Annotated in this window: 19 protein-coding genes and 1 tRNA gene; 13 read left to right on the top strand and 7 right to left on the bottom strand. The window is 56.1% G+C overall.

The window, feature by feature from the left end; translation table 11 throughout:
• Positions 1-8 precede the first annotated feature (8 nt).
• The 4 genes from F3089_RS09405 to F3089_RS09390 form a co-directional block, all read right to left on the bottom strand.
• A complete protein-coding gene (locus tag F3089_RS09405) occupies positions 9-2,411 on the bottom strand; it encodes a bifunctional diguanylate cyclase/phosphodiesterase (RefSeq protein ID WP_151440555.1) in 2,403 nt (800 codons plus the stop codon).
• Between the two features lie 143 nt (positions 2,412-2,554).
• Positions 2,555-2,629, bottom strand: a tRNA-Glu gene (locus F3089_RS09400).
• 52 nt (positions 2,630-2,681) lie between these two features.
• The gene (locus F3089_RS09395; protein WP_151440554.1) at positions 2,682-3,284 is read right to left on the bottom strand and encodes a hypothetical protein; all 603 of its coding nucleotides are present in this window, start codon (positions 3,282-3,284) and stop codon (positions 2,682-2,684) included.
• Complete coding sequence (locus F3089_RS09390; RefSeq protein WP_151440553.1) at positions 3,281-4,180, bottom strand: TIGR01777 family oxidoreductase; 900 nt, start codon at positions 4,178-4,180, stop codon at positions 3,281-3,283. Before F3089_RS09390 ends, F3089_RS09395 begins: the two co-directional genes overlap by 4 nt.
• 129 nt (positions 4,181-4,309) lie before the next feature.
• On the opposite strand from F3089_RS09390, the gene F3089_RS09385 reads away from it, so the two are divergent.
• The 5 genes from F3089_RS09385 (at position 4,310) to F3089_RS09365 (ending at position 8,940) form a co-directional block, all read left to right on the top strand.
• Positions 4,310-4,912 (top strand): DUF924 family protein, encoded by a 603-nt coding sequence (locus tag F3089_RS09385; protein WP_151440552.1) that lies wholly within the window; start codon positions 4,310-4,312, stop codon positions 4,910-4,912.
• A gap of 167 nt (positions 4,913-5,079) precedes the next feature.
• Entirely contained in the window at positions 5,080-6,111 is a 1,032-nt protein-coding gene (gene cysP / locus F3089_RS09380) for a thiosulfate ABC transporter substrate-binding protein CysP (protein ID WP_151440551.1), read from the top strand.
• A gap of 17 nt (positions 6,112-6,128) precedes the next feature.
• Entirely contained in the window at positions 6,129-7,004 is an 876-nt protein-coding gene (gene cysT / locus F3089_RS09375) for a sulfate/thiosulfate ABC transporter permease CysT (RefSeq protein ID WP_151440550.1), read from the top strand.
• Positions 7,001-7,837 carry a sulfate ABC transporter permease subunit CysW gene (gene cysW / locus F3089_RS09370; protein ID WP_151440549.1) on the top strand — a complete coding sequence of 279 codons (837 nt, stop codon included), beginning with the start codon at positions 7,001-7,003 and terminating at the stop codon, positions 7,835-7,837. Before cysT ends, cysW begins: the two co-directional genes overlap by 4 nt.
• Positions 7,837-8,940 carry a sulfate/molybdate ABC transporter ATP-binding protein gene (locus tag F3089_RS09365; RefSeq protein WP_151440548.1) on the top strand — a complete coding sequence of 368 codons (1,104 nt, stop codon included), beginning with the start codon at positions 7,837-7,839 and terminating at the stop codon, positions 8,938-8,940. The genes cysW and F3089_RS09365 overlap by 1 nt, the downstream gene beginning before the upstream one ends.
• 1 nt (position 8,941) lies before the next feature.
• Here the strand turns inward: F3089_RS09365 and F3089_RS09360 are convergent, their stop codons facing one another.
• The 3 genes from F3089_RS09360 to F3089_RS09350 all read right to left on the bottom strand — a co-directional run bounded on the left by F3089_RS09360 (position 8,942) and on the right by F3089_RS09350 (position 11,858).
• On the bottom strand, positions 8,942-9,274 hold the full coding sequence (locus F3089_RS09360; protein ID WP_151440547.1) for a zinc-binding dehydrogenase: 333 nt from the start codon (positions 9,272-9,274) through the stop codon (positions 8,942-8,944).
• A 126-nt stretch (positions 9,275-9,400) separates the two neighbouring features.
• Positions 9,401-10,783 carry a M48 family metallopeptidase gene (locus tag F3089_RS09355; protein ID WP_192497323.1) on the bottom strand — a complete coding sequence of 461 codons (1,383 nt, stop codon included), beginning with the start codon at positions 10,781-10,783 and terminating at the stop codon, positions 9,401-9,403.
• Complete coding sequence (locus F3089_RS09350; RefSeq protein WP_192497322.1) at positions 10,761-11,858, bottom strand: CHASE2 domain-containing protein; 1,098 nt, start codon at positions 11,856-11,858, stop codon at positions 10,761-10,763. Before F3089_RS09350 ends, F3089_RS09355 begins: the two co-directional genes overlap by 23 nt.
• Positions 11,859-12,239: 381 nt before the next feature.
• On the opposite strand from F3089_RS09350, the gene F3089_RS09345 reads away from it, so the two are divergent.
• The 8 genes from F3089_RS09345 to F3089_RS09310 all read left to right on the top strand — a co-directional run bounded on the left by F3089_RS09345 (position 12,240) and on the right by F3089_RS09310 (position 23,771).
• Positions 12,240-14,768 (top strand): SLBB domain-containing protein, encoded by a 2,529-nt coding sequence (locus tag F3089_RS09345; RefSeq protein WP_151440544.1) that lies wholly within the window; start codon positions 12,240-12,242, stop codon positions 14,766-14,768.
• Positions 14,769-14,885: 117 nt separating this feature from the next.
• Entirely contained in the window at positions 14,886-15,812 is a 927-nt protein-coding gene (locus F3089_RS09340; RefSeq protein ID WP_151440543.1) for a Wzz/FepE/Etk N-terminal domain-containing protein, read from the top strand.
• 236 nt (positions 15,813-16,048) lie between these two features.
• Positions 16,049-17,113: a glycosyltransferase family 4 protein gene (locus F3089_RS09335; RefSeq protein WP_151440542.1), complete on the top strand. Its 1,065-nt coding sequence runs from the start codon at positions 16,049-16,051 to the stop codon at positions 17,111-17,113.
• 235 nt (positions 17,114-17,348) lie between these two features.
• Positions 17,349-18,341, top strand: a complete 993-nt coding sequence (locus tag F3089_RS09330; RefSeq protein ID WP_151440541.1) for an IS30 family transposase — start codon at positions 17,349-17,351, stop codon at positions 18,339-18,341.
• A gap of 259 nt (positions 18,342-18,600) precedes the next feature.
• On the top strand, positions 18,601-20,025 hold the full coding sequence (locus F3089_RS09325; protein WP_225741725.1) for a lipopolysaccharide biosynthesis protein: 1,425 nt from the start codon (positions 18,601-18,603) through the stop codon (positions 20,023-20,025).
• Positions 20,026-20,069: 44 nt separating this feature from the next.
• Positions 20,070-20,786, top strand: a complete 717-nt coding sequence (locus F3089_RS09320; protein WP_151440539.1) for a class I SAM-dependent methyltransferase — start codon at positions 20,070-20,072, stop codon at positions 20,784-20,786.
• Positions 20,776-21,687 carry a hypothetical protein gene (locus F3089_RS09315; RefSeq protein ID WP_151440538.1) on the top strand — a complete coding sequence of 304 codons (912 nt, stop codon included), beginning with the start codon at positions 20,776-20,778 and terminating at the stop codon, positions 21,685-21,687. Before F3089_RS09320 ends, F3089_RS09315 begins: the two co-directional genes overlap by 11 nt.
• Positions 21,688-22,466: 779 nt before the next feature.
• Entirely contained in the window at positions 22,467-23,771 is a 1,305-nt protein-coding gene (locus F3089_RS09310; protein ID WP_192497320.1) for an O-antigen ligase family protein, read from the top strand.
• The last annotated feature ends 514 nt before the right edge of the window (positions 23,772-24,285 follow it).

Genomic DNA, 24,285 nt, shown 5'->3' with positions numbered 1-24,285 from the left:
CCGGCATCCTAACCGTCCATGTGGTCGCTGCACCAGAGCAGGAACTCGCGCTCATTGAGCGGGTGGGTGAACAGGAAGCCCTGGGCGTAGTCGCAGCGTTCCGTACTGAGGAATTCCAGCTGGTCCTGGTATTCAACGCCTTCGGCGACCACCTTCAGCCCCAGGCTGTGGGCCATGTTGATGATGGCGCTCACCAGCGCGGTATCGTCGGAGTCACGGTTCAGGTCGCCCACGAAGGATTTGTCGATCTTGAGCGTATCGAAGGGGTAATTCTTGAGATAGCCCAGGGCGGAGTAACCGGTTCCGAAGTCATCCACCGACAGGCGCACCCCCATTTCGTCGAGGTCGCGGAGCACGCGGTCCGTTTCCAGGTTGTTGTCCAGGATCAGCCGCTCGGTGATCTCCAGTTCAAGATACTGGCCTTCCAGGCCGGTTTCCTGCAACGCGGCACTGACCGTTTCCACGAAATGCGGATCCCGGAACTGGCGGGGCGACACGTTCACCGCCATGATCACGGGGTCCCCCGTCTGCTTTTGCCAGCGGCTGACCGTCCGGCATGCCTCACGGATCACCCAGCGGCCGATGGTGATGATGAGCCCGGTTTCCTCGGCCAGCGGAATGAAACGGTCCGGGGGCACCATGCCGAGGGTGGGGTTATTCCAGCGCAACAGGGCCTCAGCGCCCATGATGCGGCTGTCCCCGAGCCGCAGTATGGGCTGGAAGCGCAGCTCGAATTCCTGCATTTCCAGTGCCCGCCGGAGCAGGCTCTCCGTCTGGAGTCGTTCCTGGGAGACTTCCTTCATCTCCGGCGCGAAGCGCTGGAAGGCGCTCTTGCCCCGGTTCTTGGCCTCGTACATCGCCGCATCCGCGTTCTGCAGCAGGTTGGTACTGTTCTCCCCGTCACCGGGATAGATGGCGATACCAATGCTGGTACTTACAAACACTTCCTGACCGGCGATATGGAACGGTGGCACGAAGGTCTGGAGGATACGTTCAGCTACCTGTTCAGTGGCCCCGGGGGAGGCCAGGGTGGGCAGGATGATCAGGAACTCGTCGCCACCGAGACGGGCAACGGTGCTGGTGCCGCGCAGACAGGCGGAGATCCGGCGCGAGGCCTCAATGAGCATGTTGTCGCCGGCATCGTGGCCCATGGTGTCATTGACGTGTTTGAAGTTGTCCAGGTCCAGGAACATGACGCCCACCATGGTCTGGTCACGCCGCGCCTGTGCCAGGGCCAGCTTGAGGCGGTCGAGCGCCAGCATCCGGTTGGGCAGGCCTGTGAGGATGTCGTAGTTGGCCTGGCGCAGGAGCTGCTGTTCGTAGCGTTTGCGGATGCTGATGTCCTCGCCGAGGATCAGGTAATGGGACGGGTGCTCGTCGGTATTGCGGATGGGGGTCACCACCACCTGTTCCCAGAAACGTTCGCCGTTGTCCCGCGTGCGCTGCATCTCGCCCTGCCAGACGCCTACCCGCTGGACCTGCAGGCGGACGTTGTTCCACAGCTCACGGTTTTCCTCCTCACTGAGGGTATCCGCGGTGAGGAAGGCCGGATGGTGGTCGATAACCTCCTCCATACGCAGGCCGGTGAGCTGCAGGAACTTGTTGTTGGCGTATTCAATCTGCCAGGCGCGGTCGCAGATGATCACCGATGACGGGCTCTGTTCCAGGGCCAGGGAGAGCTTGCGGATTTCCGCCTCGTCCGCTTTCTGGCGCTTTAGGTCCTCGCGCATGCGTTCGCGCATGCTGTTGATGGCTTCGGTGACATGGTCAAGCTCGTCCTGGCGCCGGGAGGGTCGGGAATGCCGGTCCAGTAACAGGGGTTCGTCCAGATTCTGCAGCGTGAAACGGCGAGCGTAGTTCGCCATGGTGGTGAGGTGGCGTGCCACAAAATAGTGGAAGATCCAAAGCAGGAGCAGTGACAGGAAAAAGGTGCGCAGCGACTGGGTGGCAAGGATGACACGAACGTTGCGCCTGAGGTTCGCCCAGGCCCCTTTGAGGCTGGCGGTGACGGTCACATGCCCGAGGTTTTCACCGTCATGATCGAGCTCGAATTCGTGGGTCGCCGTGCTGTTGTTCTCCGGAAGGCTCCCTGCGCGGATGACACCGTCAGGCTCCATTTCAACCTTTGCATGGGCAATGTCCGGCAGGCTGGTAATGCCTTCCAGCTGCACCTTGATCAGTTCCTGGTCGATGGCCCAGGCACTGCTCGCAAGGCTGTTGCGATAGCCTGTTTCGATTACGCTGAGACGCTGTTCGATGCTGGCGACATCCGAGCGATAGCTGACCCAGATCTGTACCGCCGCGGCAACCAGCGTGAAAATCGAGCTGCACAGCACGATCAGCCCCAACAGTCGCAGAGACAGGGGCGAACGGATAATGGGACTCCGGGACCAGGACAGGGGATTATGCATGGGGCGGCGGCTCGACTCCGGTTTGGTCGGGGTTGGGTTGCCGGACGTTAACACTATAGCAGTAAGGGCATGGGTCGTCGCCTGAGCCGGTTTGGCTGCGGACGGTGTGGCTGAGAAGGGAGTAACAAAAAGGAGGGAAAAAATGGCGTCCCGTAGGGGACTCGAACCCCTGTTACTGCCGTGAAAGGGCAGTGTCCTAACCACTAGACGAACGGGACGTGACGCCAATGCGTTACAGGAAGCGCACTTTAGGGAAGCCGGCGCGGGCTGTCAACCGTTATCTGAGTCGGATTGGGTAGCCGGGCCCCGCAGGCAGGCCTTGAAGGTTGTTCCGATCCCGCGTAGTACCGTTGCGGCATCCGTCTCCCGGTAGCGCTGGAACAGGGCCTCCGCGACCGGCTTGTGGCGGGGTGCAAGCTGCCCGCGCACCTCCTCCAGCGTGCCGCCCGCAAAGGCGGCCAGGGCGATTTCATAACGGATCTTGTTCTCACCGGCACAGCGGTAGAACAGGTCTTCCCGTGTTCCGGGCTCGGGCGCCCCGCGTGCCTCATGCACCTGGCGGGCGCAGCGGGCAAAGCGGGCATGGATGTTGGAGTAGGTGCCGGCCGGGCCGTCCTCATCCAGGGCCCTGTGCAGCCGGTCCATACGCCGGGCACCGGCATCGCTCAGACCGGGCAGGGTATCCCTCAGAATGGAAGGGGACAGGCCCTGCTCCATGAGCTGCACGGAGGTGATGTACTGGCTGGCGATCAGGCCACAGGCCTGATAGCTGGCTCCGTCGAAGGCCGTTCCGCTGTTCGCGCGCTCCGCAGTGGCCGGCAGGGCGAGGGCGACCAGCAGCCCCACCAGTATGAGCCGGCCCGCACGGGTCATCCCACGGCCTCGGTCAGCGCCTGTTCCACACTGGGATACTGGAACACGAACCCGGCTTCCAGCAGCCGCGCCGGCCGTGCTTTCTGGCCAGTAAGCAACAGGCGCGCCATCTCCCCGAGTGCCAGCCTGAGCGCCACCGGTGGTGCCGGAAGGCAGGCGGGGCGATTCAGGACCTGTGCCAGCGCCCGGGTGAACCCGGCATTGGTTACGGGTTCCGGCGCGGTCAGGTTGAAGGCGCCACTGAGCTCGGGCGAATCAAGCAGGTGGATCAGCCCCTGAACCATGTCCTGCCGGTGGATCCACGGCATGTACTGGCGGCCATTGCCAAGGCGCCCGCCCAGTCCAAGGCGGAACAGGGGCAGCATCTGCTGCAGGAAGCCACCGTCACGGCCGATGACAAGCCCGGTACGCGACAGACAGACCCGGGTATCACCGCCCAGGCGGGTGGCGGATGCTTCCCATGCAGCACAGAGGCGGTGAGTGAACTCGTTACGGGGTTCCGTGGCCTCGGTGACATCCGCTTCGCCCTGGTCCCCGTAGTAGCCCACGGCAGACCCTGAAATCATGGCTTCCGGGAGGGCAGCGCGGCGCTGCAGCTGTGCCACCAGCTCATCCGTAAAGGTGATGCGGCTGTCCCAGAGGGTCTGTTTGCGCTTCTGCGTCCAGCGTTTCTCGGCGATGCCTTCACCCGCGAGATTGATCACGGCATCAAGGGTTGGGATGGTCGGCACGTCGTCCAGGCTGTGTATCACCTGGACGCGGCCGCAAAGGCGCTGGACTTCGGCGTCATCGCGCCGGCTCAGTACCGTCAGGCTGCGGCCTTCGTAGTGGAGCTGATGGCAGAGAAGCTGGCCGATAAAGCCGGTGCCGCCGGTAATCAGGATGTGCTGGTTCATAGGGTTCTCCCGCTGGGTTCGATCCATGCTGAACCGGTCTCAATAGTGGCATCGGCAGGGGCGGCAGGCCAGGAAAAGGTTCACGATTCCCGCATAGCCGCGCCTGCTGTACGTTGATATCCTCCTGTTATGTTCGAATGGCCCTATATTCTGGATTTCTGGTTCGGTCCCCTGGATGACGAAGGGGTGCCCGGCAAAGCGTACCGTGAACAGTGGTTCACCGAGAGCCGGCGTTTCGACCGGGCCATGCGGCGGCGTTTCTCCTCCATGGTCCTGCTGGCTTCCGAGGAAGGGCTCGATCACTGGCGTAACGAGCCCGGTGGCGCCCTTGCCGAGATCCTGCTCCTGGATCAGTTCTCCCGCAACATCTACCGCCGTACCGCCATGGCGTTCCGTAATGACCCCCTCGCTCAGCGCCTGGCGCGTGAAGGCGTGGCGCAGGGGCGTGAACTGGCGCTTCCCGCAATCCAGCGGGCCTTCTTCTATATGCCCTACCAGCATGCCGAGAACCGTGAGATCCAGCGCGAGGGGCTTACCCTCTATGAGCAGCTGGAGAAAACCGCCTCGGGGCGCCTGCGGGATGTGCTGAGCGCGTTCCATCGCAGTGCGCGTGAACACGCGCAGATCGTCGAGCGTTTCGGGCGTTTCCCGCACCGCAACCAGGTACTGGGGCGCCGGAGCACGGCTGCCGAAGTGGCGTTCCTGGAAGAGGGCGCCACTTTTGGTCAGTAGGCGCCGCAGACGGCGCTATAACCGCCGGTTTCAATGACAATCAAAAATCGTCTATGCAGCCCATTGTTGATTGATGCGCTGTCACTTATTCTTAGCGCGCCGATTCAGGCTGCTCTATATACCTTTTGTGAATATCCTTTTCAGGACTAACCGGGAGTTTTCCGACGATGCCCAATGATTCCGTAGTGACCCTGAAGCCCCGTGTGGGATTCTGGTTCAGTGTGCTGGCGATGGCGCTTCTGCTGGCTGGTCCAGCCTCCGCTCAGGACCGGGAGCTCCTGAACTCCTCCTATGACATCGCCCGTGAACTCTTCGCTGAGTACAACAAGCTCTTTGCCGAGCACTGGGAAGAGAAAACCGGCGAGACGGTCAGCATCAAGCAGTCGCATTCCGGTTCGTCCAAGCAGGCCCGTTCGATTCTGCAGGGCATGGATGCGGATGTGGTGACCTACAATCAGGTCACCGACGTGAACATTCTCGCTGAGCGCGGCAATCTGATCCCGGAAGACTGGGCATCACGGCTGCCCAACAACAGCTCGCCCTACTACTCGACCATGGCGTTCGTGGTGCGCGAGGGGAATCCGAAGAACATTGAGAACTGGGATGATCTGGTGCGTGAGGACGTGGAACTGATCATGCCGAACCCCAAGACTTCCGGCAACGGCCGCTACTCCTATCTGGCCGCCCTGGGGTATGCCCAGAATGAATTCGGGGATGATCAGGAGCGGATCGATGGCTTCATGAGTGATCTTCTGGGCCATGTGAAGGTGTTTGACTCCGGTGGCCGCAGCGCCACCACCACTTTCGTCGAGCGTGGTCTGGGGGATGTGCTGATGACGTTCGAGTCCGAGGCAATGAACATCCCGGAGCTCAACCCGGAGGAGAACCTTCAGGTAGTGGTTCCCGAGGTGAGCTTCCTGGCCGAGTTCCCGGTTGCCTGGATCGATGAGAACATTGAGAAGAAGGGCAATGAGAAAGTCGCCAAAGCCTATCTGGAACATCTCTATTCCGAAGAGGCCCAGCGCATGCTTGCAGGCTTCAACTACCGGGTGCACAACGAGACCGTGAAAGAGGAAGTGGCGGATCAGTTCCCGGACGTGAAGCTGATGCCCATTCAGGAGATTGCCGGCGACTGGCAGAACGCCATGGAGACGCATTTCTCCAGTGGCGGCAAGCTGGATCAGCTTCAGCGCCGCTAGGAGTACCCGTCTGATCCATGGCTGACACCGACCAATCGGTACGTCCGCGGCGCGCGGGCGTGCCTGTTTCCAGACGTGTGCTGCCGGGGTTCGGCCTGAGCCTCGGCGTTACGCTGTTCTTCATCAGTCTTGTGCTGCTGCTGCCGATCTCCGGGCTGGTGATCCACACCGCGGGCATGGGCTGGGAGCAGTTCTGGTTTGTCGTGACCGACCCACGGGTGGTGGCCTCCTTCAAGGTCACTGTTCTGGCGGCACTTGCGGCCTCGCTGTTCAACTGCGTGTTTGGTCTGCTGATGGCCTGGGTGCTGGTGCGCTATGAGTTCCCGGGCAAGCGCCTTCTGGATGCCATCATGGACCTGCCGTTCGCTCTGCCGACGGCGGTGGCGGGTATTACCCTGGCGACCCTTTTCGCAGAGAGCGGCTGGTACGGGCGCGTCCTGGCGGAGTTCGGCATCGAGGTTGCCTACACGCCGCTGGGGATTGTGGTGGCCATGGCCTTTACCAGCGTGCCCTTTGTGGTCCGCACGGTTCAGCCGGTGCTGGAGGAACTGCCGCCTGAGGACGAGGAGGCGGCGGTCAGCCTGGGTGCCTCCGACTGGACCGTCTTCCGCCGCATTCTGTTCCCGGTGCTGTGGCCGGCGCTGGTGACCGGAGGTGGTCTGTCATTCGCGCGCAGCCTTGGCGAGTATGGCGCCGTTGTGTTCATTGCCGGCAACTCCCCCTATGTGAGCGAGGTGATCAGTCTGATGATCTTCGTGCGCCTTGAGGAATATGACTTCGCGGCGGCCAGCGCCATTGCGTCGGTTGTCATGGGCGTGTCGCTGCTGTTGCTGCTGGCCATCAACGTCTGGCAGGGGCGTTACCTGAAGCGTCTGCACGGAGGTCGGGGATGAGTGCGAAGCATCACCGCGTCGGTGATGGACCTGTGATTCGCCGGATCCTGATCGGGCTGGCCGTGGTCCTGACTGCCCTGTTTCTGTTCATGCCGCTGGTGGTGATCTTTACCCAGGCTCTCGCCCAGGGGTGGGCCGGCTACATTGGCAACATCCTGGATGAGTACACGCTTCATGCCATCGGTCTGACCCTGTTTGTGGCGCTGCTGACCGTGCCGCTGAATACCGTGTTCGGGGTGTTTCTGGCATGGCTGGTGACGCGCTTCAGCTTTCCCGGGCGCCGGCTGCTTGCAACCCTGATCGACATTCCCTTTGCGGTGTCGCCGGTGGTCGCCGGGCTGCTGTATCTGCTGCTTTACGGCAGCAACGGCTGGGCAGGGCAGTGGCTCGGGCAGTATGACGTAGAGCTGATGTTCGCCTGGCCCGGCATCGTGATGGTGACGGTTTTCGTGACCTGCCCCTTCGTAGCCCGGGAACTGATTCCCCTGATGCAGCAGCAGGGCCGGGATGAGGAGGAGGCTGCAGTGGTGCTGGGCGCCAGCGGCTGGCAGCTGTTCCAGCGTGTCACGCTGCCCAACATCCGCTGGGCGCTGCTCTACGGGGTGATTCTCACCAATGCCCGGGCCGTTGGTGAGTTTGGGGCAGTGTCTGTGGTTTCCGGCAGCATTCGTGGCGAGACCAACACGCTGCCATTGCACGTTGAGCTGCTGTACCAGGATTACAACATTGTGGGGGCATTCACCGCGGCTTCCCTGCTGGCTGGCATTGCACTGATCACGCTGGCCGTCAAAACCATTGTGGAATGGCGTCAGAGTCGGTCTGAGGAGTTCTGATGACGATCGAAATCGACGGGGTCAACAAGTCTTTCGGACAGTTCCAGGCGCTGCGCGACATCGACCTGGCGATTCCGGACGGTCAGCTCACGGCGCTGCTGGGGCCTTCGGGCTCCGGCAAGACCACGCTGCTGCGCAGCATTGCCGGGCTTGAGAACCCGGACCGCGGGCGCATCCTGTTCAGCGGCGAGGATGTGACAGGCCTGCATGTGCGTGAGCGGCGTGTTGGCTTCGTGTTCCAGCACTATGCGCTCTTCCGCCATATGACCGTATCCGAGAATGTGGCCTTCGGGCTGAAAGTGATGCCGCGCCGCGAGCGCCCTTCGAAACGGGAAATCCGCAGGCGGGTACGTGAGCTGCTGGAAATGGTCCAGCTCGATCACCTGGCCGGGCGCTATCCCGCCCAGCTCTCGGGTGGCCAGAAACAGCGTATTGCTTTGGCAAGGGCCATGGCCAAGCGCCCCGAGATCCTGCTGCTGGATGAGCCTTTTGGCGCCCTCGATGCGAAGGTCCGCAAGGAGCTCCGGCGGTGGCTGCGCTCGCTGCATGACGAGCTGCATTTCACCAGTGTGTTCGTCACCCATGACCAGGAGGAGGCGCTGGAGCTCTCCGACCAGGTCGTTGTGATGCGTCAGGGGAGGGTGGAGCAGGTGGATTCGCCGCTGGCGCTCTATTCGCAACCGGACAGCCGCTTTGTGTTCAATTTTCTGGGGCAGGTCAACGCGCTTTCCGGCGCGATCTCCGGGGGCGTGCTGCGTCAGGGAGAGGCCTGGGTGAGACTGCCCGAGAGCTGTGATGACGATGACGCTGAGCTCTACCTGCGCCCTCACGAAGTGAGGTTGACCCAGGAGCCGTCACGGGATGCCCATCTGCCATTCCGGATTGAGGCGATCAACGTCATCGGCGCCGAGGTGCGCGTCGAGCTCAGGCCGGATGGCTGGGAGTCCGAGGAACTCTGGGAAGTGGGCATCACCCACAGCGCGTTCAATGCCCGCCAGCCCAGGCGCGGCGACCGCTGCTACGCGGTGCCGGATGTGGGCCACCTGTTCTGCGATCACCTGAGTGAGCCGAAAACCCTGAGCTGGTATGAATCGGCCGGGTAGCTCACAGGTTCAGTACGATCTTGCCGACGTGTTGGGCGGAGGTCAGGTGGTTCAGGGCCTGCGTATACGCCATCCCGTCGAACTCACGGTCGATGACCGGTGTGACTGCGTTGTGCTCAATGGCGTTGCAGAGGTGCTCCAGTGTGCTGGTAGGCCCCGCCGCGATACCGCGCACCCTGGCGTGGGCCTGAAGGATCTGTAGCGGATTGATCTGCCCCTCTTTGCCGCCCACCTCGAGTATATGATCCACCCCATGGCCGGGCGCGGGGATGTCGCAGGTGTGGACTTCAAGGTTGTTCGTGCCGAATGATGACCCGAGGCGGATCTGTTTCATGGTGAGCCTTCTTTTTTCGCGACTGAATGGGACGGTTATACAGGTTGTGGTGCCGCCTGTATCGCGGATTGCTCAGAATTTTGAAGCAACGAGGGTAGGCCCCTCAGGGCGAGGGGCCCGGCAGGATTATCGACGCATGCACGCAGTCGTGATGGAAGGATCCATGAAGCAGCGTACTACCAGCCAGCCATGGGATATATCCGCCTCATCACGGGCCGCCAGCATCTGCGGCAGCAGTGTTCCGTCCACCTCGTCCGTCAGCGCCTCATCGGCAATGTCATAGGCCTGGAGGGCTTTCTCAGGGTTGTTGTCTTCGCGTTCGAGAGCCCCATAGATCACATAGTGATCAAGAAGCGCCTGGTTGCTTTGAATCATATGCGCGGCGGCGTTGCGGGCCCCTTCAGTCGCGTCATTGGTCAGACTGAGCTGCATCAAACTGTCGTAGATGAAGGCATCGCTCACGTGTTCCGCCTGCCTGAGTCGAGACACCAGTTCTTTCGTCTCATCCAGCTCGCCCTGGCGGCGTACCGCTTTGTTCATGATCTCAAAGCCCAGCTCATGCTCAGAAAGCCAAGCGGCCACATCGGGCGTTTCTTTCAGCTGTTGGTAGGGCGCTGCCTCAAATACGCCACGTTCCCGCTCCGGGAATTCCTCCATCAACAGGGTCCGGACCACACGCTCGCGCTCTGTGAATGAATAGTAGGCTTGGCCCCACTGGTTCTGGATATAGCCCCCAAGGTTGCTCACAGCAGCGTCCATATCGATTTTAAACGCAAACGCTTTGTCCTCTTCGTCGCCGGGTTTGAGAACCTCTTTGGCCACAAACTCCTTCTGATCGCCATAGTAGCGCCGCAGCTTGCTCAGCATAGTACGCAGCGCATCCGCGTTATAGCCAGACTCCGCCAGGGTGCGAGCGGCCTTGAGGTCGGCTTCCGTTTCCTGCTCCCGGGAGTAGGAAGGGAAGACCACGTTGTTGGAAGCCCAGCGGGCGCCAGCGGTCCCCAGATACAGCTCCATCGCGCTGCCAGCCCCACTGAACAGCGCCACCGTCTCACCCGCGCCCATCAGCGAGTCCGTGACTGAGGCGCTGAGGTCTGTTTCGTGATGCTTGCTGGTAAGGTGGCTGACCTCGTGGGCGATCAGGGCAGCAACCTCGTCCTCATTTTCCAGATGGTCGAAGGTCCCCACATGCCACACAAGAAGGCCATTCGGGAATACAGCGGCCTGCGGTGCCGGGTCGGATACCAGTGCCACACGGAAATCCAGTTCTTCCAGCTTCTTTTCACCGTAAAGTCGTTTCGCCACATCGTGGAGGTAGGCTTCCACCTCCTGTTGTTCCGCCCGGATCATATTGGTCTCGCGGAGCTTGATCCGGTCGTAGGCAGCCTGCTCCTCAGGCGAGCGCTGTTTCTCAAGGCCTAGCGACGCACAGCCGCCGAGCATCAGGGCACAGAGCGCAACAACGAACAGCCGGGCCAACCGGCCTTCATACTTTCCTGATAACGTCATTATTCTGGTTCTCCCTTGGCTGACGCAGGTAGTTGCTCCCATACGCCATCAGGTTGTCGAGCATCATGGCGTGCAGTGCCACGCCCGGGACCTGGCCCAGAACCGGCGTATCAACCCGATCGGGCAAGCCTTCAAACGACGTGCCGACGAGTACCAGCCTGTTCTCAAGGGCATCGCGCAGTGCCTGGCGTTCCCGTTCAGTGCCATCGTCAATGATATGGAAAATGGCCTGCAGTGGAATCGCCTGGTGGTAAAGGCAAGGGGCATCGCCCGTGCCCTTATCCTCCGGTATAACGCCGTTGAGGAGGCTTCTGTAAAAGAGCCGGAACGTAGCCATCACACCACCAGCGGCATTGGTGCAGAAGGTTTCCGGGGAAAACCCCTGGAGCTGCGCGGTCAGCCGCAACCGCGGTTCACTGCCCCAGCGCACGGAGAGCGGGTCCAAAGCGCTCTGCCGTTGCGTCCACTCAGCACTCTGAGTGCAGCCCAGAGCCCCGGCGTCCATGCAGGCATGCCGGTAGAGAGACAGTGCCGCCATAGGCTTATCCTCCTGGGTCAGAGGAATGCCGTCATAGCCACCCTGCCAGCCGGTGCCCACCAGCGAGGCGTTCGCTGCCAGCTTCTCCTGAAGTGGGGCTGAGTAGGGCGGTTGGCCCCCGGCAATGTAAAGGGGGCGGGTATTGGCGCTTCGCTCAAGGTAATTCAGAAGACTTGGCAGAGTGGGGTCCGTGGTTCGCTCGCGCTCAAACAGCACGTCCAGGAAGACGGCTTCTGGTTTAAAACCATCAATAGCCCTCAGCACCGTGCGCCAGTCGCTGTAGCGCAGGGGCCACTCGTTGGTCTGCAGGATCCCCAGACGATGCAGCTCCCGTACGTCCCGGCCATCGATGAGCACAAGGGTGATTGCCCCCTGGGCCTCAGACCGGTAGAACGGCGCTGTGATGCGGTAGATGACGTCCGCAGACGCCTTATCCGTGGCCGCACTCAGGCCGAAAGGGTCCGTGAACAGCGTTACGAGCCCCAGCACGCTGTAGAGCAGCCAGCGTGCCAGGAAAAGGGGGGCCGCTTTCAGCACGGCCCAGGCTCGTATTCCCATTCACCGGACATGGAGTCGTAATGAAGGGTGGACGTCGTCTGTCCCATGGATCGCTCCCTTGTAGACCGATGGTTTGTGATGCAGTTGAAAAGCTGCTTATCTGCCGTCGGGAAAGGGAGTCTAGTTACAGATCGGTAAGGATCAATGCGATGATGTTAAAACAGTGTCAAATCAGATGAACTTGTGTTCATTGCATCAGGGGCCCAAAATCCGCATTCCCAAAACCGTCGTGGCTGTTAGACTCCCTATCTGAAAATCGAATGCGCAACGGATGCGCCTCGGCACACCAGCAACTGGGGAATAACGCCCAGGGGCGGTAGCGTGCCTGGGCTCCCCAAACCAGAAGCCGTAACCCTCTTCATGACACGAACGCTGCAACGCCTCATACTCCTGTTCCTGCTTGGCTGTGCCCTTCCGGCCAGCGCCCAGTCCATTCCCGACAACCTTTCGCAATCCCAGATCGACCGCTTCATGTCGCTGCCGCAGGCGCAGCAGGAAGCACTGGCGGAGCAGTACGGGGTGGACATCAACAACCTGCGCCAGCAGGCCCGTGGCGACTCCCTGGAAGAGCCGGATGAACCGGTCGTTCGTCGCGTCAACCGCGAACCGGGCAGCAGCAACGGCCCTGGCCGCGAAACCGACGACCGGAATGGCGATGACTCAGAGAGTAGTGAGGGTGACGGGGAGCTTGAGCCCTACGGCTACGAGCTCTTCGAGGGCGCCCCCAGCACCTTCGCTCCCGTCACCGAGATCCCCATGCCCTCGGACTACACCATCGCCCCCGGCGACGTGGTCAGCCTCCAGCTCTACGGCAAGAAGAACGGCCAGTTCGAACTGCCCGTCAAGCGCAACGGCAACATCGACATCCCCGAGATCGGCCCGCACAACGTTGCCGGGCTGAGCTTCAGTGAGCTGCAGAGCAACCTCAAGAACCTCATCTCCGAGCGCTACATCGGCGTGCAGGCCAGCGTGAGCATGGGCGAGCTGCGCAGCATGCGCATCTTCGTGCTGGGCGAGGCGCGCACTCCCGGCGCCTACACCGTCAGCTCGCTCTCCACCATCACCAATGCCCTGTTCGTCTCCGGTGGCGTGAAGGAATCCGGTTCACTGCGCACCATCAAGCACAAGCGTGATGGCGAAGTGGTGGGCGAGCTGGACCTGTACGACCTGCTGCTCAACGGCAACACGGAAGACGACGCCCGCCTCAAGCCCGGCGACGTCATCTTCATTCCCCCGGTGGGCCCGCGCGTGGGCGTGAGCGGGGAAGTCTACCGCCCGGCGCTGTACGAGCTTGACGGCGAATCCAGCGTTCAGGGCGTGATCGACCTGGCCGGGGGCCTCACCCCCCAGGCCTACCCCCAGATCACGCGCATTGAGCGCACCAACGAGAACTTCCTGAGGGTGATCACGGAAGCCAACCTCACCAAGGCCAAGGGGCGGCAGAAAACCGTGGAGCCCGGCGACCGCATCGACGTGGCCTCCATCTCGGACATCACCGGCCAGTACGTGGAAGTGAAAGGCGCCGCCACCCGCACAGGGCGCTTTGCGTGGGTGCCGGGCATGCGCGTGTCCTCGCTGATCACCGGGCTGGACTCCTCGCTCATGCCCGTGGCCGACCAGCGCTACGCCGCCATCGTGCGCACGGACCCGGAGACCGACCAGGTCTCCGTGATCAACGTGCGCCTGCGCCAGGCCGTTGAGAACCCCGGCAGCGAGGCGGACGTGCAGCTGCAGGAAGAAGACCAGCTCCTGATTTTCTCGGATGCCGGGAAGGCTGAGGGTGGGGAAGAAGGCCGCGAGTACACCCGCGAGGATCTCTTCGCCCCCGTGCTCCGCCGCCTCAAGAGCCAGGCCGGGCCAGAGAGCCCGCAGCAGACCGTCACCATCTCCGGCCCCGTGCGCTACCCCGGTGAATACCCCATGCCCGCCTCCCACTCCGTGCGGGACGCCATCTGGGTCGCCGGCGGGCTCGAGGATTCCGCCTCCCTGCACGCCGCCGAGGTGGCCCGCTACGAGACCCCGGAGCAGGGCAGCACCGACACCCGCATTATCGACGTCAACCTTAAACCCATCATGAACGGCGAGGCGGATTTCCGCCTCCAGAGCCGGGACCGCCTGCTGGTCAAGCGCATTCCGGACTACGCCCGCACCCGCACCGTGAGCCTGGAAGGCGAGGTGCAGTACCCCGGCGACTACACCTTCCGCAAGGGCGAGTCCCTGGCCAGTGTGCTCAAGCGCGCCGGCGGCCTTACGGATAACGCCTTCCCCAGGGGCGCCGTCTTCACCCGGGAGAGCCTGAAAGAGCGCGAGGCCGAGCGCCTGCGCGACGCGGAAAAACGCCTCAAGGGCAACCTCCTGGGGCAGCAGCTGGAAGGAGAGGACTTCGGCCAGTCCCAGTCACAGGGCAATAACCAGGGCACCGTCCGGGACCTTCTGGACGACGTGCAGGACGCCGAACCCGTGGGCCGGATGGTCATCGACCTCCAGGCCGCGATCAATGGCACCAGCCACCAGCCCATCCGCCTGCAGGACGGCGACAGCCTTACGGTGCCTGAGCAGCCCCAGTCCGTCTCCGTGTTCGGCGAGGTGCAGTTCCCCACCAGCCACCTGCACAAGCCCGGCCTCAGTGCCCAGGAGTACATCGAACGCAGCGGCGGCCCGACCGCCCAGGCGGACGAGAGCCGCATGTACGTGGTCAAGGCGGACGGCTCCGTGGTCATGCCCAGCGAGAGCCACTGGTTCGGGGGCCGGGAGACGGAACTGCGCCCCGGCGACACCGTGGTCATGCCCATCGACGTGGACCGCATCAGCCAGCTCCAGCTCTGGACGGACGTGAGCCAGATTATCTATCAGATGTCGCTGGGTGCAGCCGCGGTGAATGGCCTTTAGGTAGGTCTTTCAGCAATGCTTGAGCTGTTTGCCGGTCAAGCATTGGTTCCATGCGCAGAGTCCTTGTCAAATAAAGGGCCCGTAACTGTTTGCCACTCTTAAGCTTTAATGACTGCAATGACTCAAAATCAGGAACAACCGCAGAATCCGGATGATCAAATCGATCTTCTGGACCTTTTTCTAGCGCTCTGGGCAGGAAAATGGCTCATTGTGACTATGACATTGGTTTTTGCCGTTGGCAGCGTTGCCTATGCGCTCTCGCTGCCTAACATATACACGGCCGAGGCACTGCTGTCGCCGGCCAATAGTGAGCAGTCCACTCAAGTACCTGCGCAGCTGGGGAGCCTGGCCAGCCTTGCCGGTGTCAATATCGGTGGCGGTTCCTCCAATGAGGCGGTGTTGGCGATGGAAGTGCTCAAATCCCGTGCCTTTATCTCGGATTTCATACGTCGCCATGACCTGGAAGTGCCACTTATGGCGACGGATGGTTGGAACTCCGAGGACGGGGAATGGGTGATAAATCCGGAGGTGTACAACGCCAAGACACAGACATGGTTGAAGGATGAAGAGGGGAAAAGCCTTGAGCCCACCGATTGGGACCTTGTGAAGGCGTTTCGGGGAAACCACTTCAGTCTCAGCCAGTCGAGCGAAAACGGCATGATTACCCTCAGCATCAAGAGCCAGTCTCCGAAAGCCGCACAGCAATGGGTAACGTGGTTGGTCGAGGATATCAATGAACACATACGTGAGCAGGATGTGCGAGAGGCTAATAAGCGAATTGATTATCTTCGCAATAAGCTTGAAGAAACCAGCATCACTGGCATGCAAAAGGTGTTTTACCAGCTTATTGAAAGTGAAACACGCACTGTGATGCTTGCCAGCGCCAGTGATGAGTATGTCTTTGAAACTATTGATCCTGCCGTCGTCCCGGAAGAAAAGAGTGAACCTGCACGAGCTTTGATTTGCGTTATCATAACGGTGCTAGGTGGCATGCTGGGAGTTTTCACCGTTTTAGCAAGAGCCTTCATGCACACGGGTAATTAAAAGTAGGTACAGAAACAAAGCTCATCGAATTTTTAATCAGTTTGTGGGGGCCTTGAGCGTCAATGATGATGCAGATTGCGCTCAAACATCGATTTCAGACTGTTCGAGAAGACGAGATCCTCCACGGTGTAAAATGGAATTGATTGAATGCGCTCAGACGCGGTAACAAACGGACAAATGTGGAGCTGGCATTGAGAGTTGCGCTAGTGGGATCCCAATATGCGGATCGCCGTAACATGGAGCATCTTGTATACCGTATTGGCGAGATTCTTGCCGAGTTCCACTCAGTTGAAGTAATTGGCCCACAGCGGGTTTCTTCTCGGATCGCGGAGAGGTTCCACTGCACCGCATGGGGCGAGCTCCACCCTGCACTGATCTGGAGATTGCTTTGTCGGGATCCCGTCACCAGACGTATCGTCCGTCTCGTCTTACACGGAAAGCATTCTAAACCGGATGTGCTGCTGGCACTCGGCAGCATTGGTGTTAACGGTCTCGCTGTAGCCATAGCTGGGCGTATTCTTGGTATACCGAGCGTCGTGCGCCTGACGAGCGACATCTTTAATGTCTACAAGACAAAGGTTGGGCTCCGGGCCAAGCTCAAGTTATTCCTGCAAAATAACTTGCTTGGGCGCCTTTCGATGAGACTAGCCGATCGAATCCTTTTGCTACACGAAGCCCAACGCTCCGGGTTAACCGCAATTGGACTTGATTCCAACCGGATGCAGGTAGTTCCACAGCCCGTATCGTTTGCTACTGACGGTGTCCAAAACGAGGCATCCATTCGAGAAGGACTAAATATCCACTCCAATGACCGGATAGTTCTTTCCACAATGCGGTTAGACACCGATAAGCACATCGACAAACTAGTTGAGGTTATCAACTGCGTATTGGAAAATTCTGCTGAAGCGAACTGCCACTTTGTGCTCGTTGGTGACGGACAGTGCCGTGACTATATCGCTGAAAAAATTCGCCACCATAGTAGACATGTCCATATGGTCGGCGAACAGCCAAGCACCCAGCTTCCCAACTATTATCGTGTCGCGGATATGTTTCTACACCTATCCAAAGGCGAAGGTCTTTCCAATTGTCTGTTGGAAGCCCTCTACTTCCAACTTCCTGTTGTTGCCACCGACTCGGGAACGATAACTCGCGGAATGATAAGTACGATCATCAATGACCCTCAGGATATTGCTAACGCGATCCTCCACAAGAAAATACCAACTGATTCTTTTCCCGAAACGTTAGATCCGGAAATAAATCGATCCGCTTGGCTAAAAGCTATTGATGCAATAGACTCTTAAAAATTCTCAAAGGATAAAATCCTACACTCAAGATAATTTTACTGTCCTTAAAAGATACATGACTAATTAGAACTGTCAGAACCTCAGAGCAGAGAAAGCAAGCACATTGCGGCCACTGAGCACTCGTATTTTCCTGAATTCAGATAATAACTGCAGCACTTTGGTGTAGCCGGGTAGAGGTAGGAGGGCCGCCGCCGGTACCCTCATCGCCTTTACCGACCAAAGTGAAGAGCAGATGGGATACCGACAACTGACCCAGCGTCAACGATACCAGATTGAAGCCGGTTTGCAGCACCAGTGCAGCCTTCGTTCGATAGCCCAGACGATTGGGTGCAGCAGTAGCACGGTCTCGCGGGAAATCCGACGCAACAGCGGTGCCAACGGCTACTGCCCGGAACAGGCTCAGGAGTTCTGCGCGGACCGACGCCAGCAGGCGCATAAGGCGAGCAAACGGGCGTGGTCTTTGATGATCTGGGTGAGCCGTCGCCTGCCGGAATACTGGAGTCCAGAGCAGATCATTGGCTTCATGCGCCGGGCGGGAAGCAGACTCATTTCCCATCAGTGGATCTATGAACTGATCTACCGGGACAAGGCAACTGGCGGCGATCTGTGGCGCTACTGTCGCCAGCCGGGGCGAAGGCGCTATAAGCGCCACCTGGCCAAACGTGCCGGGCTCGGGCGCATTCCCAATCGGGCTGGAATCGAGCAGCGTCCCAGCGATGTTGAGACTCGCGGAACACTTGGACATTGGGAAGGCGATACGGTGCTTCACGGGCATAAGCAATCAGGCCTTGTCACCCTGGTGGAGCGACGCAGCGGTTACCTTCTGGCGGAACGGCTCCCGCAGCTCAAAGCCAGGCCGACGGCCGAGGCGATCATCCGCCAGTTCCGCCCTATAAGAGGCGCTGTGCGCACGCTGACATTGGATAACGGATTTGAGTTCGCGGACCATGAAAGGATCTCTCAAACGCTCAGTGCCGGGACCTATTTCTGCGACCCATACCGCTCCAGTCAGCGGGGCACAAACGAGAATACAAATGGGCTGCTGCGCCAGTACTTCCCGAAGGGTACGAACTTCCGGAAGATCTCTGAGAAAGCGTTCCGGGCAACCGTCAAGCAACTGAATAACCGACCCAGGAAACGGCTCGGTTATCGCACACCGGCGGAAGTGTTCTGGGGTGAATACTCAGGAGCACTGGGTACGGGTGGTGCTGCAGTTATTAGTTGAATCCAGGTTTCTAAACATAAATTAACCAATGCAAGTCTTTGATTGGTGGGAATGTCAAAACTCGCACCCAAAGGAAAGCGATTTAATACTTGCCACGCTTCCAAGCTCAGGAACTCATTTACTCCGAACAATGCTTGCCCATGGAACGATAAAGCTACAAACGACCGGAAAACGTGGATACTATAAGACAGGAAGACCTTATATCTACCCTGCTTAACTTGTCTGAGCGTAAAACGTGATAGCACGCTATGCCGCCTCAATGGGATCTGCCGGTGCCGGCGGAATTCTAGCGATGATTACAAGCTTACTTCTTGGACGCCTGATGGGGCCGTCAGGGTTTGGGACAGTCGCTTTAAGTCAGGCTGTCGTCTTGTTTGCATTAGTGGTCGCTCAACTAGGCTTGGTAGCTACCGGGGCCCGTTATATCGCCGCAGCGATGGGCGAAGAGCACCTGGATGAATGTTGGCGTCTGGCAATATTTTTGTTCCTGGTGATGCTTGGCTCCTCCATTTTAATGAGCGTAGCCTTGTGGTACCTCTCACCCCTTATCGGTAGCCAGATGGCATCTGAGGGTATTGCAAGCGCTCTTTACCACTTTACACCATTCGGCCCTTTTATAGGCCTTCTTTACTGGAGCTCAATGGTATTAAAAGGGATGGGTTGGAACGTCGTGCAGGCGTTCTATGAGTCCTTCCTCCTACCGGCATCAACCTTGGCTCTAGCCGTTCCCAGCTGGTGTTACTATGAAAGCGTGGACGCCGTTATCCTCGCATATGGAGCAGCATACGCATCTACAGCCTTAATCTCAGCAGTGACAGCCAAATCCTGCCTCCCAGGCCAGGATAAAACTCGCAGTGCCAAGCCCGCTACTTCCCGTCGAGAACTGCTTTGGCAAAGCACGCCCCTCGCCCTTTCAGGTATTGGAAACAGACTGCTTCGAAGAGGCGATATTTTAGTTGTAGGAAGCATACTCGGGGATTCCGCAGCTGGGCTGTACAGAGCTGGCAATACGGTCGCGACTGTAGTTCGCCCGCTCCTCAGGGCAGCCAGCGCTTTCGCACTTCATCATCTTGCCCGCAGCCATGGAATGAAACGAAGTGGTTTTATGCGATCGCACTTCGGGCTAAACCTGCATATTAGTTTGCTGGTTACACTTCCAATCGCATTTGTTGCGATCATTATGGCCACGGAACTCCTCACCCTACTCTTCGGTCCGCAATATACCGATGCCGCTCCCGTTGTACAGATTCTCGCAGTTGCAGAGATCATAATGGTTGGGATCGGTCCTCTGCAGACAATGTATGGAGTTTATAAAGCAAACTGGATGCGCCTAACCATAACGCTCCTGGCAGCACCAACAGCAGTCTTAACATCCGCCGCGCTAGCCCCCCTCTTTGGCGTCGCTGGGGCGGCAGTAGGTTCTTTGATCGGGCTTATCATATTAGCCGTCGGTCTCCTAGTGTATGGATTACAAAAACTCCATATCGGTTCAATACTGGATAGCGTCCGCGTCAAAAATAGCTTTTTCTGCATTATTACGGCGTTTGGTATTGCCAATATCGAGATTGAAACCCTGGCATTAAAAGCCTGTATTGCCCTTGCTGGAGCTATAATCTGGGCGGCATCAGAGTATGCGCATTGCTGCAAGTGGGCCGATCAGCTAAGGAAAACAGACCATCGCTAAAAAAGCACCATCTAATACTGACTAAAACTCAAGAGCACACATATATGAACAAGGAAACCATACCCTCTAATACATTTAGCGACCTCAAATATAAATATGTATACCGCACCCCGGCGATTGAAGCCATCTGCGAAGACAAATCGGTGCTGAACCTCGGTTGCCTATGCCATTCAAACTGGGAGCAACAGATCCAAAACAGAACCTGGCTTCACGGAAACCTCTGTAATGTTGCCTCCTCAATTGTGGGAATCGATTACCTCACAGAGGACATTGGGCGTCTTCAAACCAAGTATGGCTATGAGGTCTTGTTAGGTGACGTAATGAACCTCGATAATGTAAATACCGATAAAACATTTGACGTTATCGTATGCGGAGAGCTCATCGAACATATAGAAAATCCAGGGCTAATGCTTTCTGGAATAAAACGCTTTTGCCACTCAAAATCCATTGTCGTCTTTACCACGCCAAACCCATGGTGGCTACGCCGCTGCAATCTCTTTTTTGCTCAGCGCGAACAATATAAATTAAACCCAGAGCATGTAATGTATTATTCATATTGGACACTAAAAGCATTAATGGAGAGAATGGGGTACCAAGAAACAATTTATGGTTACTATGGTGCCGAACTTGAACCCTATCAAGCAAGCAAGTTACGGCAACTATTTTCCAAAGCGCTAATCCATATCACACCTCAATCAATGCAGCGCGGACTATTTTTTGTAGCGACTCCAACCTTGAATAATACACAAGATGATGGATAAAGATATTTCAATCCGCAATCGCCCTCACATTATATTTGTACTTGGGGCGGGTGGATCCGGTTCGTCTCTATTAGCAGCATTACTCCATCAGCAGAATGGCATTTTTTCGGTTGGAGAGTTGTCCGCGCTCGATGTATACATCGCACTCGATCGAAAATGCTCCTGCGGAGAGCCAATCTCTGAATGCTCATTTTGGAAAAAGGTATATCTTGACTCGAACCTTCAAGCTTATGGAGCACCTTTAACGCCGAGCTTCGGAGAAAGCCAACTATTGATATACAGGCGCTCTGTTTTAAGAAAAGACCCTCTATTTCTTCCAGTTTCTAGAAAAAATCTTGATGTGTATAATCAAATACATGAGGTATCCGGGCAACAGGCAATTGTAGATGCTAGCAAGGACCTTGCCAGATTCTATTATCTATTAAGATCCGGGAGCGCACGAATTACCCCCATTCACCTGGTTCGAGACGGACGCTCCTATATCGTTTCCATGAGAGAGAGACAAAAGATGGGGCCCGTGCGTGCTACCGTACGGTGGGCAAGAAAGAATCTTCTAGCGCGGATCATCCTTCGGAAGACTGTCGGAAGAAATGGTTATCTTTTGATTGACTTCAATGAGTTTGTTCTGAATGCTGAGTCGAAAATTAACGAAATCGTCGAGCATGCGGGTTTAAATGTCTCAGAATACTCAGAAACAGAAATTACGATTCCTCATCATGGATTGGCCGGAACTGGCGTAAGAGAAGGCGTATTAATAAATAACTTGCAACCCAAAACGTTAGACAAAACTGTCATAAAAAACAAAAGGCTATCGCTCTATGAAAGGATAATATTTTTCATGCTTGGCGGCTATCTATTAAATCGCTTTTTTCAACCTAAAAATATTTCGCGTGATAAATGAGCTAAAATTACGCTGGTTTTCTCTTTGACCTTCGGAAACAGTTTTCTAGTCCAGCATTAAAATCCCACATTGTAAATGTTGACCTTTATTAAGGCGATGAAGTTATTCATTCTAGATTAGGCGGTTAAAAATCCTTTGATCTGAACCTGAATAAATCAGATAAGTGTTGGGGTTGCAAAAAAAACCACGCATTGAATTCTAACAGCGATAAAAAAAGACCTAAGGTGCTCGAAGGAAACTAAAGCTAAACAAAAATATAACTGTATTCTTATTAACAATAAAGAAAACGCTAGAACCAATACTTGATTCCGCCGACTGCAAACTGGATCCGTAAAGCCTTAAAAAATTGCAGACTCAAGCAGCTCTACTACTCCGAGATGGCGAAAGCCTAGGACCGGTTATTTAAGTGCATTGAATGAGCCACCTGGATATCTACGAATGGTTGGTTGGCGGCCGGCTATTGCGGAGGCGGTTTTGATGCCCTTCCACCCCGGACTAGCCTTTTTCTGGTCGCACCCCCACGACGATTACTGGCTAGCAGATTTGGCGGCCCTACGCGCTGGTTACCAGCTTCACCCATGCAGCTGAGATTGTAATTTACCTTTCATTTCAAAACTATAATGAATCGGTCCGATTCAACTGTCAGACGTTATGTTGGTCGCAAAATCTACCCTAGCTTTTGAGATTATTTTTTTTGTATCTTGAGCTGTGTTATATATTGGCCAATGTTATTTTGTTCTTTCGTATTAGTATAGCTCCCGAGGGCCATGATAACTCTTATGGAAAAATCGAATGGCTTGTCAAACTTTCGTAACTTGTACAAAATTTTAGCTTTTATTTGTGGGGTTCTTCTAGGTATCACTTCGCTAGGCCTCTCAATCGCCAATAATTATAGCGTTACGTGGTTGGTTTTTTGTGTACTAATATCGGCTTATTTTCCTTTAGTTTATATAAAAAAAGAGCGCCCAAAAATTTCTTACGGATTTTTTTCTGTATTTATTTGTTATTTTCTGTTTTGCCTCTGGGTTTTTGCTTTCCCTATTATTACAAATAGCTACTGGCCATTAAGCTTTCGAAGTCTTGTGGCAAACTTAATTTTTCTTCTGGTTGCATATCTAGTCATTAAAAATCTTAGAAATCAAAATGCCATCTTTTTTGGGTTTATTTTTGTTTGTGGAGTTGAGGCAGTCCTGACAATCCTAGACCATTTTGAGGTTAATACCTTAGTTGGAGGTTATTATTCATTTCGTTCAGCCGGGCTTTCAGGAAATCCCAATGTAACTGCATACATGCTTTCATTAGGTATTGTTGTTTTGATTGCTGTGCGCTCAACTTTGGATATAAAACCCACAAAAAACGCAATTTTTTTGTTCGTTGTCTCTTTGTTTGCTATTGGCATATTATTAACGTCATCCAGGTCGGGCTTGTTGGTCTTAGTAACACTTGTATTATTCTTTTTTAAGAATATCAAGTTATGGTTTTCAGTTATTTTTTTAACTTCTGGTGCCGCTCTATCAATAAATATTATGCCGCGTCCCCCCGAAACTTTTTTAAGACTTCAAGACTTTGTTCTGAACTTATTTTCATTAGCAGTCAGAAACGAAAGCCAGCTGACAATAGTTGGGATTGGCGCAAAATCTTTAAAGACGAGAATGGAAACGTCTTACGCGTCATTGCAAATTTTCTTGGACCACCCAATAACCGGGGTTGGCAGCCAAGCATTTCGCCCGATTTTGGTGAATGAGTACGGTGTCATTGCCGGTCCTCATAACGTGTATACGATGATTGCAGCGCAGTTCGGTGCAGTTGGGCTAATCACCTTTTTTTTCTTTATGGCTGGTCTTTTCAGTATAGCTTGGAAGAGCCGTAAAATAAGTTTGGCAAAAGGAATAAATACCTCGGGAAGCATGTCTATGTTGGCATTTTTAGTGAGCCTGTTATTTATAGGTATAGCTTGGAATTTCTTGCATAAAGAGCTTTTCTGGGTTTTTGTAATATTATTAATAACGTATTCTGAGTTTTTAACTAGATTGCCATCCAAGAAACCTGAAGTTGTTCGACAGACATCGCGCGTTTTGGGATAATGAAATTGTTTTAACTTTGTCGCGAATAAAATATTTAATTTTTGAGTTTCATGTTACTCTTCCTGGCGTGAGATCTGGGTTCGTCCCATGTTAGTTTGCGTTTTCATGTGGTCGATCGGACATTCTGGAAAATCGGCTCGGAATTATGCGAATATAATCATGGTGAGAATAGCGATTTAAGGATTTCGCAACTGTCCAATATTTATTAATAAATGTTCTGGCCTCAAGAGTTTTATTGTTTTTTTAAATATTTTCTCGGTGTCGTTGACTTCCTTATGCATTCAGATGGTCTTTCCTCACGTTATATCCGATTCCGGATCAATCATAGATGAATATTACGCTAATTAACCCTTTGCTAAATTATACTCGCGGAGGCGCTGAGGTTAACGACCTGAACCTGGGCAGGTCGCTACATGATCTTGGCCACAACGTTACGTACCTTATTTCTCTCAGGGGTGACGAAGCTGATAGCCAGCTGCCTGATTGGGCGAATGTATCAGGAGTTCAGCTATCT

Origin of the sequence: Halospina sp. K52047b, assembly GCF_008709855.1 — a bacterium.
GTDB lineage: Bacteria > Pseudomonadota > Gammaproteobacteria > Pseudomonadales > Oleiphilaceae > Halospina > Halospina utahensis_B.
The sequence above is the reverse complement of the archived record's forward strand: the minus strand, read 5'-3'. Positions and strand labels throughout refer to the sequence as shown.

What these genes read in the sequence shown, in the direction of transcription:
- F3089_RS09325 (WP_225741725.1), top strand. Translation starts at nt 18,601, where the DNA reads ATGGGATCTGCCGGTGCCGGCGGAATTCTAGCGATGATTACAAGCTTA.
- F3089_RS09390 (WP_151440553.1), bottom strand. Translation starts at nt 4,180, where the DNA reads ATGAACCAGCACATCCTGATTACCGGCGGCACCGGCTTTATCGGCCAG.
- F3089_RS09310 (WP_192497320.1), top strand. Translation starts at nt 22,467, where the DNA reads ATGGAAAAATCGAATGGCTTGTCAAACTTTCGTAACTTGTACAAAATT.
- F3089_RS09320 (WP_151440539.1), top strand. Translation starts at nt 20,070, where the DNA reads ATGAACAAGGAAACCATACCCTCTAATACATTTAGCGACCTCAAATAT.
- F3089_RS09315 (WP_151440538.1), top strand. Translation starts at nt 20,776, where the DNA reads ATGATGGATAAAGATATTTCAATCCGCAATCGCCCTCACATTATATTT.
- cysT (WP_151440550.1), top strand. Translation starts at nt 6,129, where the DNA reads ATGGCTGACACCGACCAATCGGTACGTCCGCGGCGCGCGGGCGTGCCT.
- F3089_RS09355 (WP_192497323.1), bottom strand. Translation starts at nt 10,783, where the DNA reads ATGACGTTATCAGGAAAGTATGAAGGCCGGTTGGCCCGGCTGTTCGTT.
- F3089_RS09360 (WP_151440547.1), bottom strand. Translation starts at nt 9,274, where the DNA reads ATGAAACAGATCCGCCTCGGGTCATCATTCGGCACGAACAACCTTGAA.
- cysP (WP_151440551.1), top strand. Translation starts at nt 5,080, where the DNA reads ATGCCCAATGATTCCGTAGTGACCCTGAAGCCCCGTGTGGGATTCTGG.
- F3089_RS09340 (WP_151440543.1), top strand. Translation starts at nt 14,886, where the DNA reads ATGACTCAAAATCAGGAACAACCGCAGAATCCGGATGATCAAATCGAT.
- F3089_RS09405 (WP_151440555.1), bottom strand. Translation starts at nt 2,411, where the DNA reads ATGCATAATCCCCTGTCCTGGTCCCGGAGTCCCATTATCCGTTCGCCC.
- F3089_RS09385 (WP_151440552.1), top strand. Translation starts at nt 4,310, where the DNA reads ATGTTCGAATGGCCCTATATTCTGGATTTCTGGTTCGGTCCCCTGGAT.
- F3089_RS09365 (WP_151440548.1), top strand. Translation starts at nt 7,837, where the DNA reads ATGACGATCGAAATCGACGGGGTCAACAAGTCTTTCGGACAGTTCCAG.
- F3089_RS09345 (WP_151440544.1), top strand. Translation starts at nt 12,240, where the DNA reads ATGACACGAACGCTGCAACGCCTCATACTCCTGTTCCTGCTTGGCTGT.
- cysW (WP_151440549.1), top strand. Translation starts at nt 7,001, where the DNA reads ATGAGTGCGAAGCATCACCGCGTCGGTGATGGACCTGTGATTCGCCGG.
- F3089_RS09335 (WP_151440542.1), top strand. Translation starts at nt 16,049, where the DNA reads ATGGAGCATCTTGTATACCGTATTGGCGAGATTCTTGCCGAGTTCCAC.
- F3089_RS09395 (WP_151440554.1), bottom strand. Translation starts at nt 3,284, where the DNA reads ATGACCCGTGCGGGCCGGCTCATACTGGTGGGGCTGCTGGTCGCCCTC.
- F3089_RS09330 (WP_151440541.1), top strand. Translation starts at nt 17,349, where the DNA reads ATGGGATACCGACAACTGACCCAGCGTCAACGATACCAGATTGAAGCC.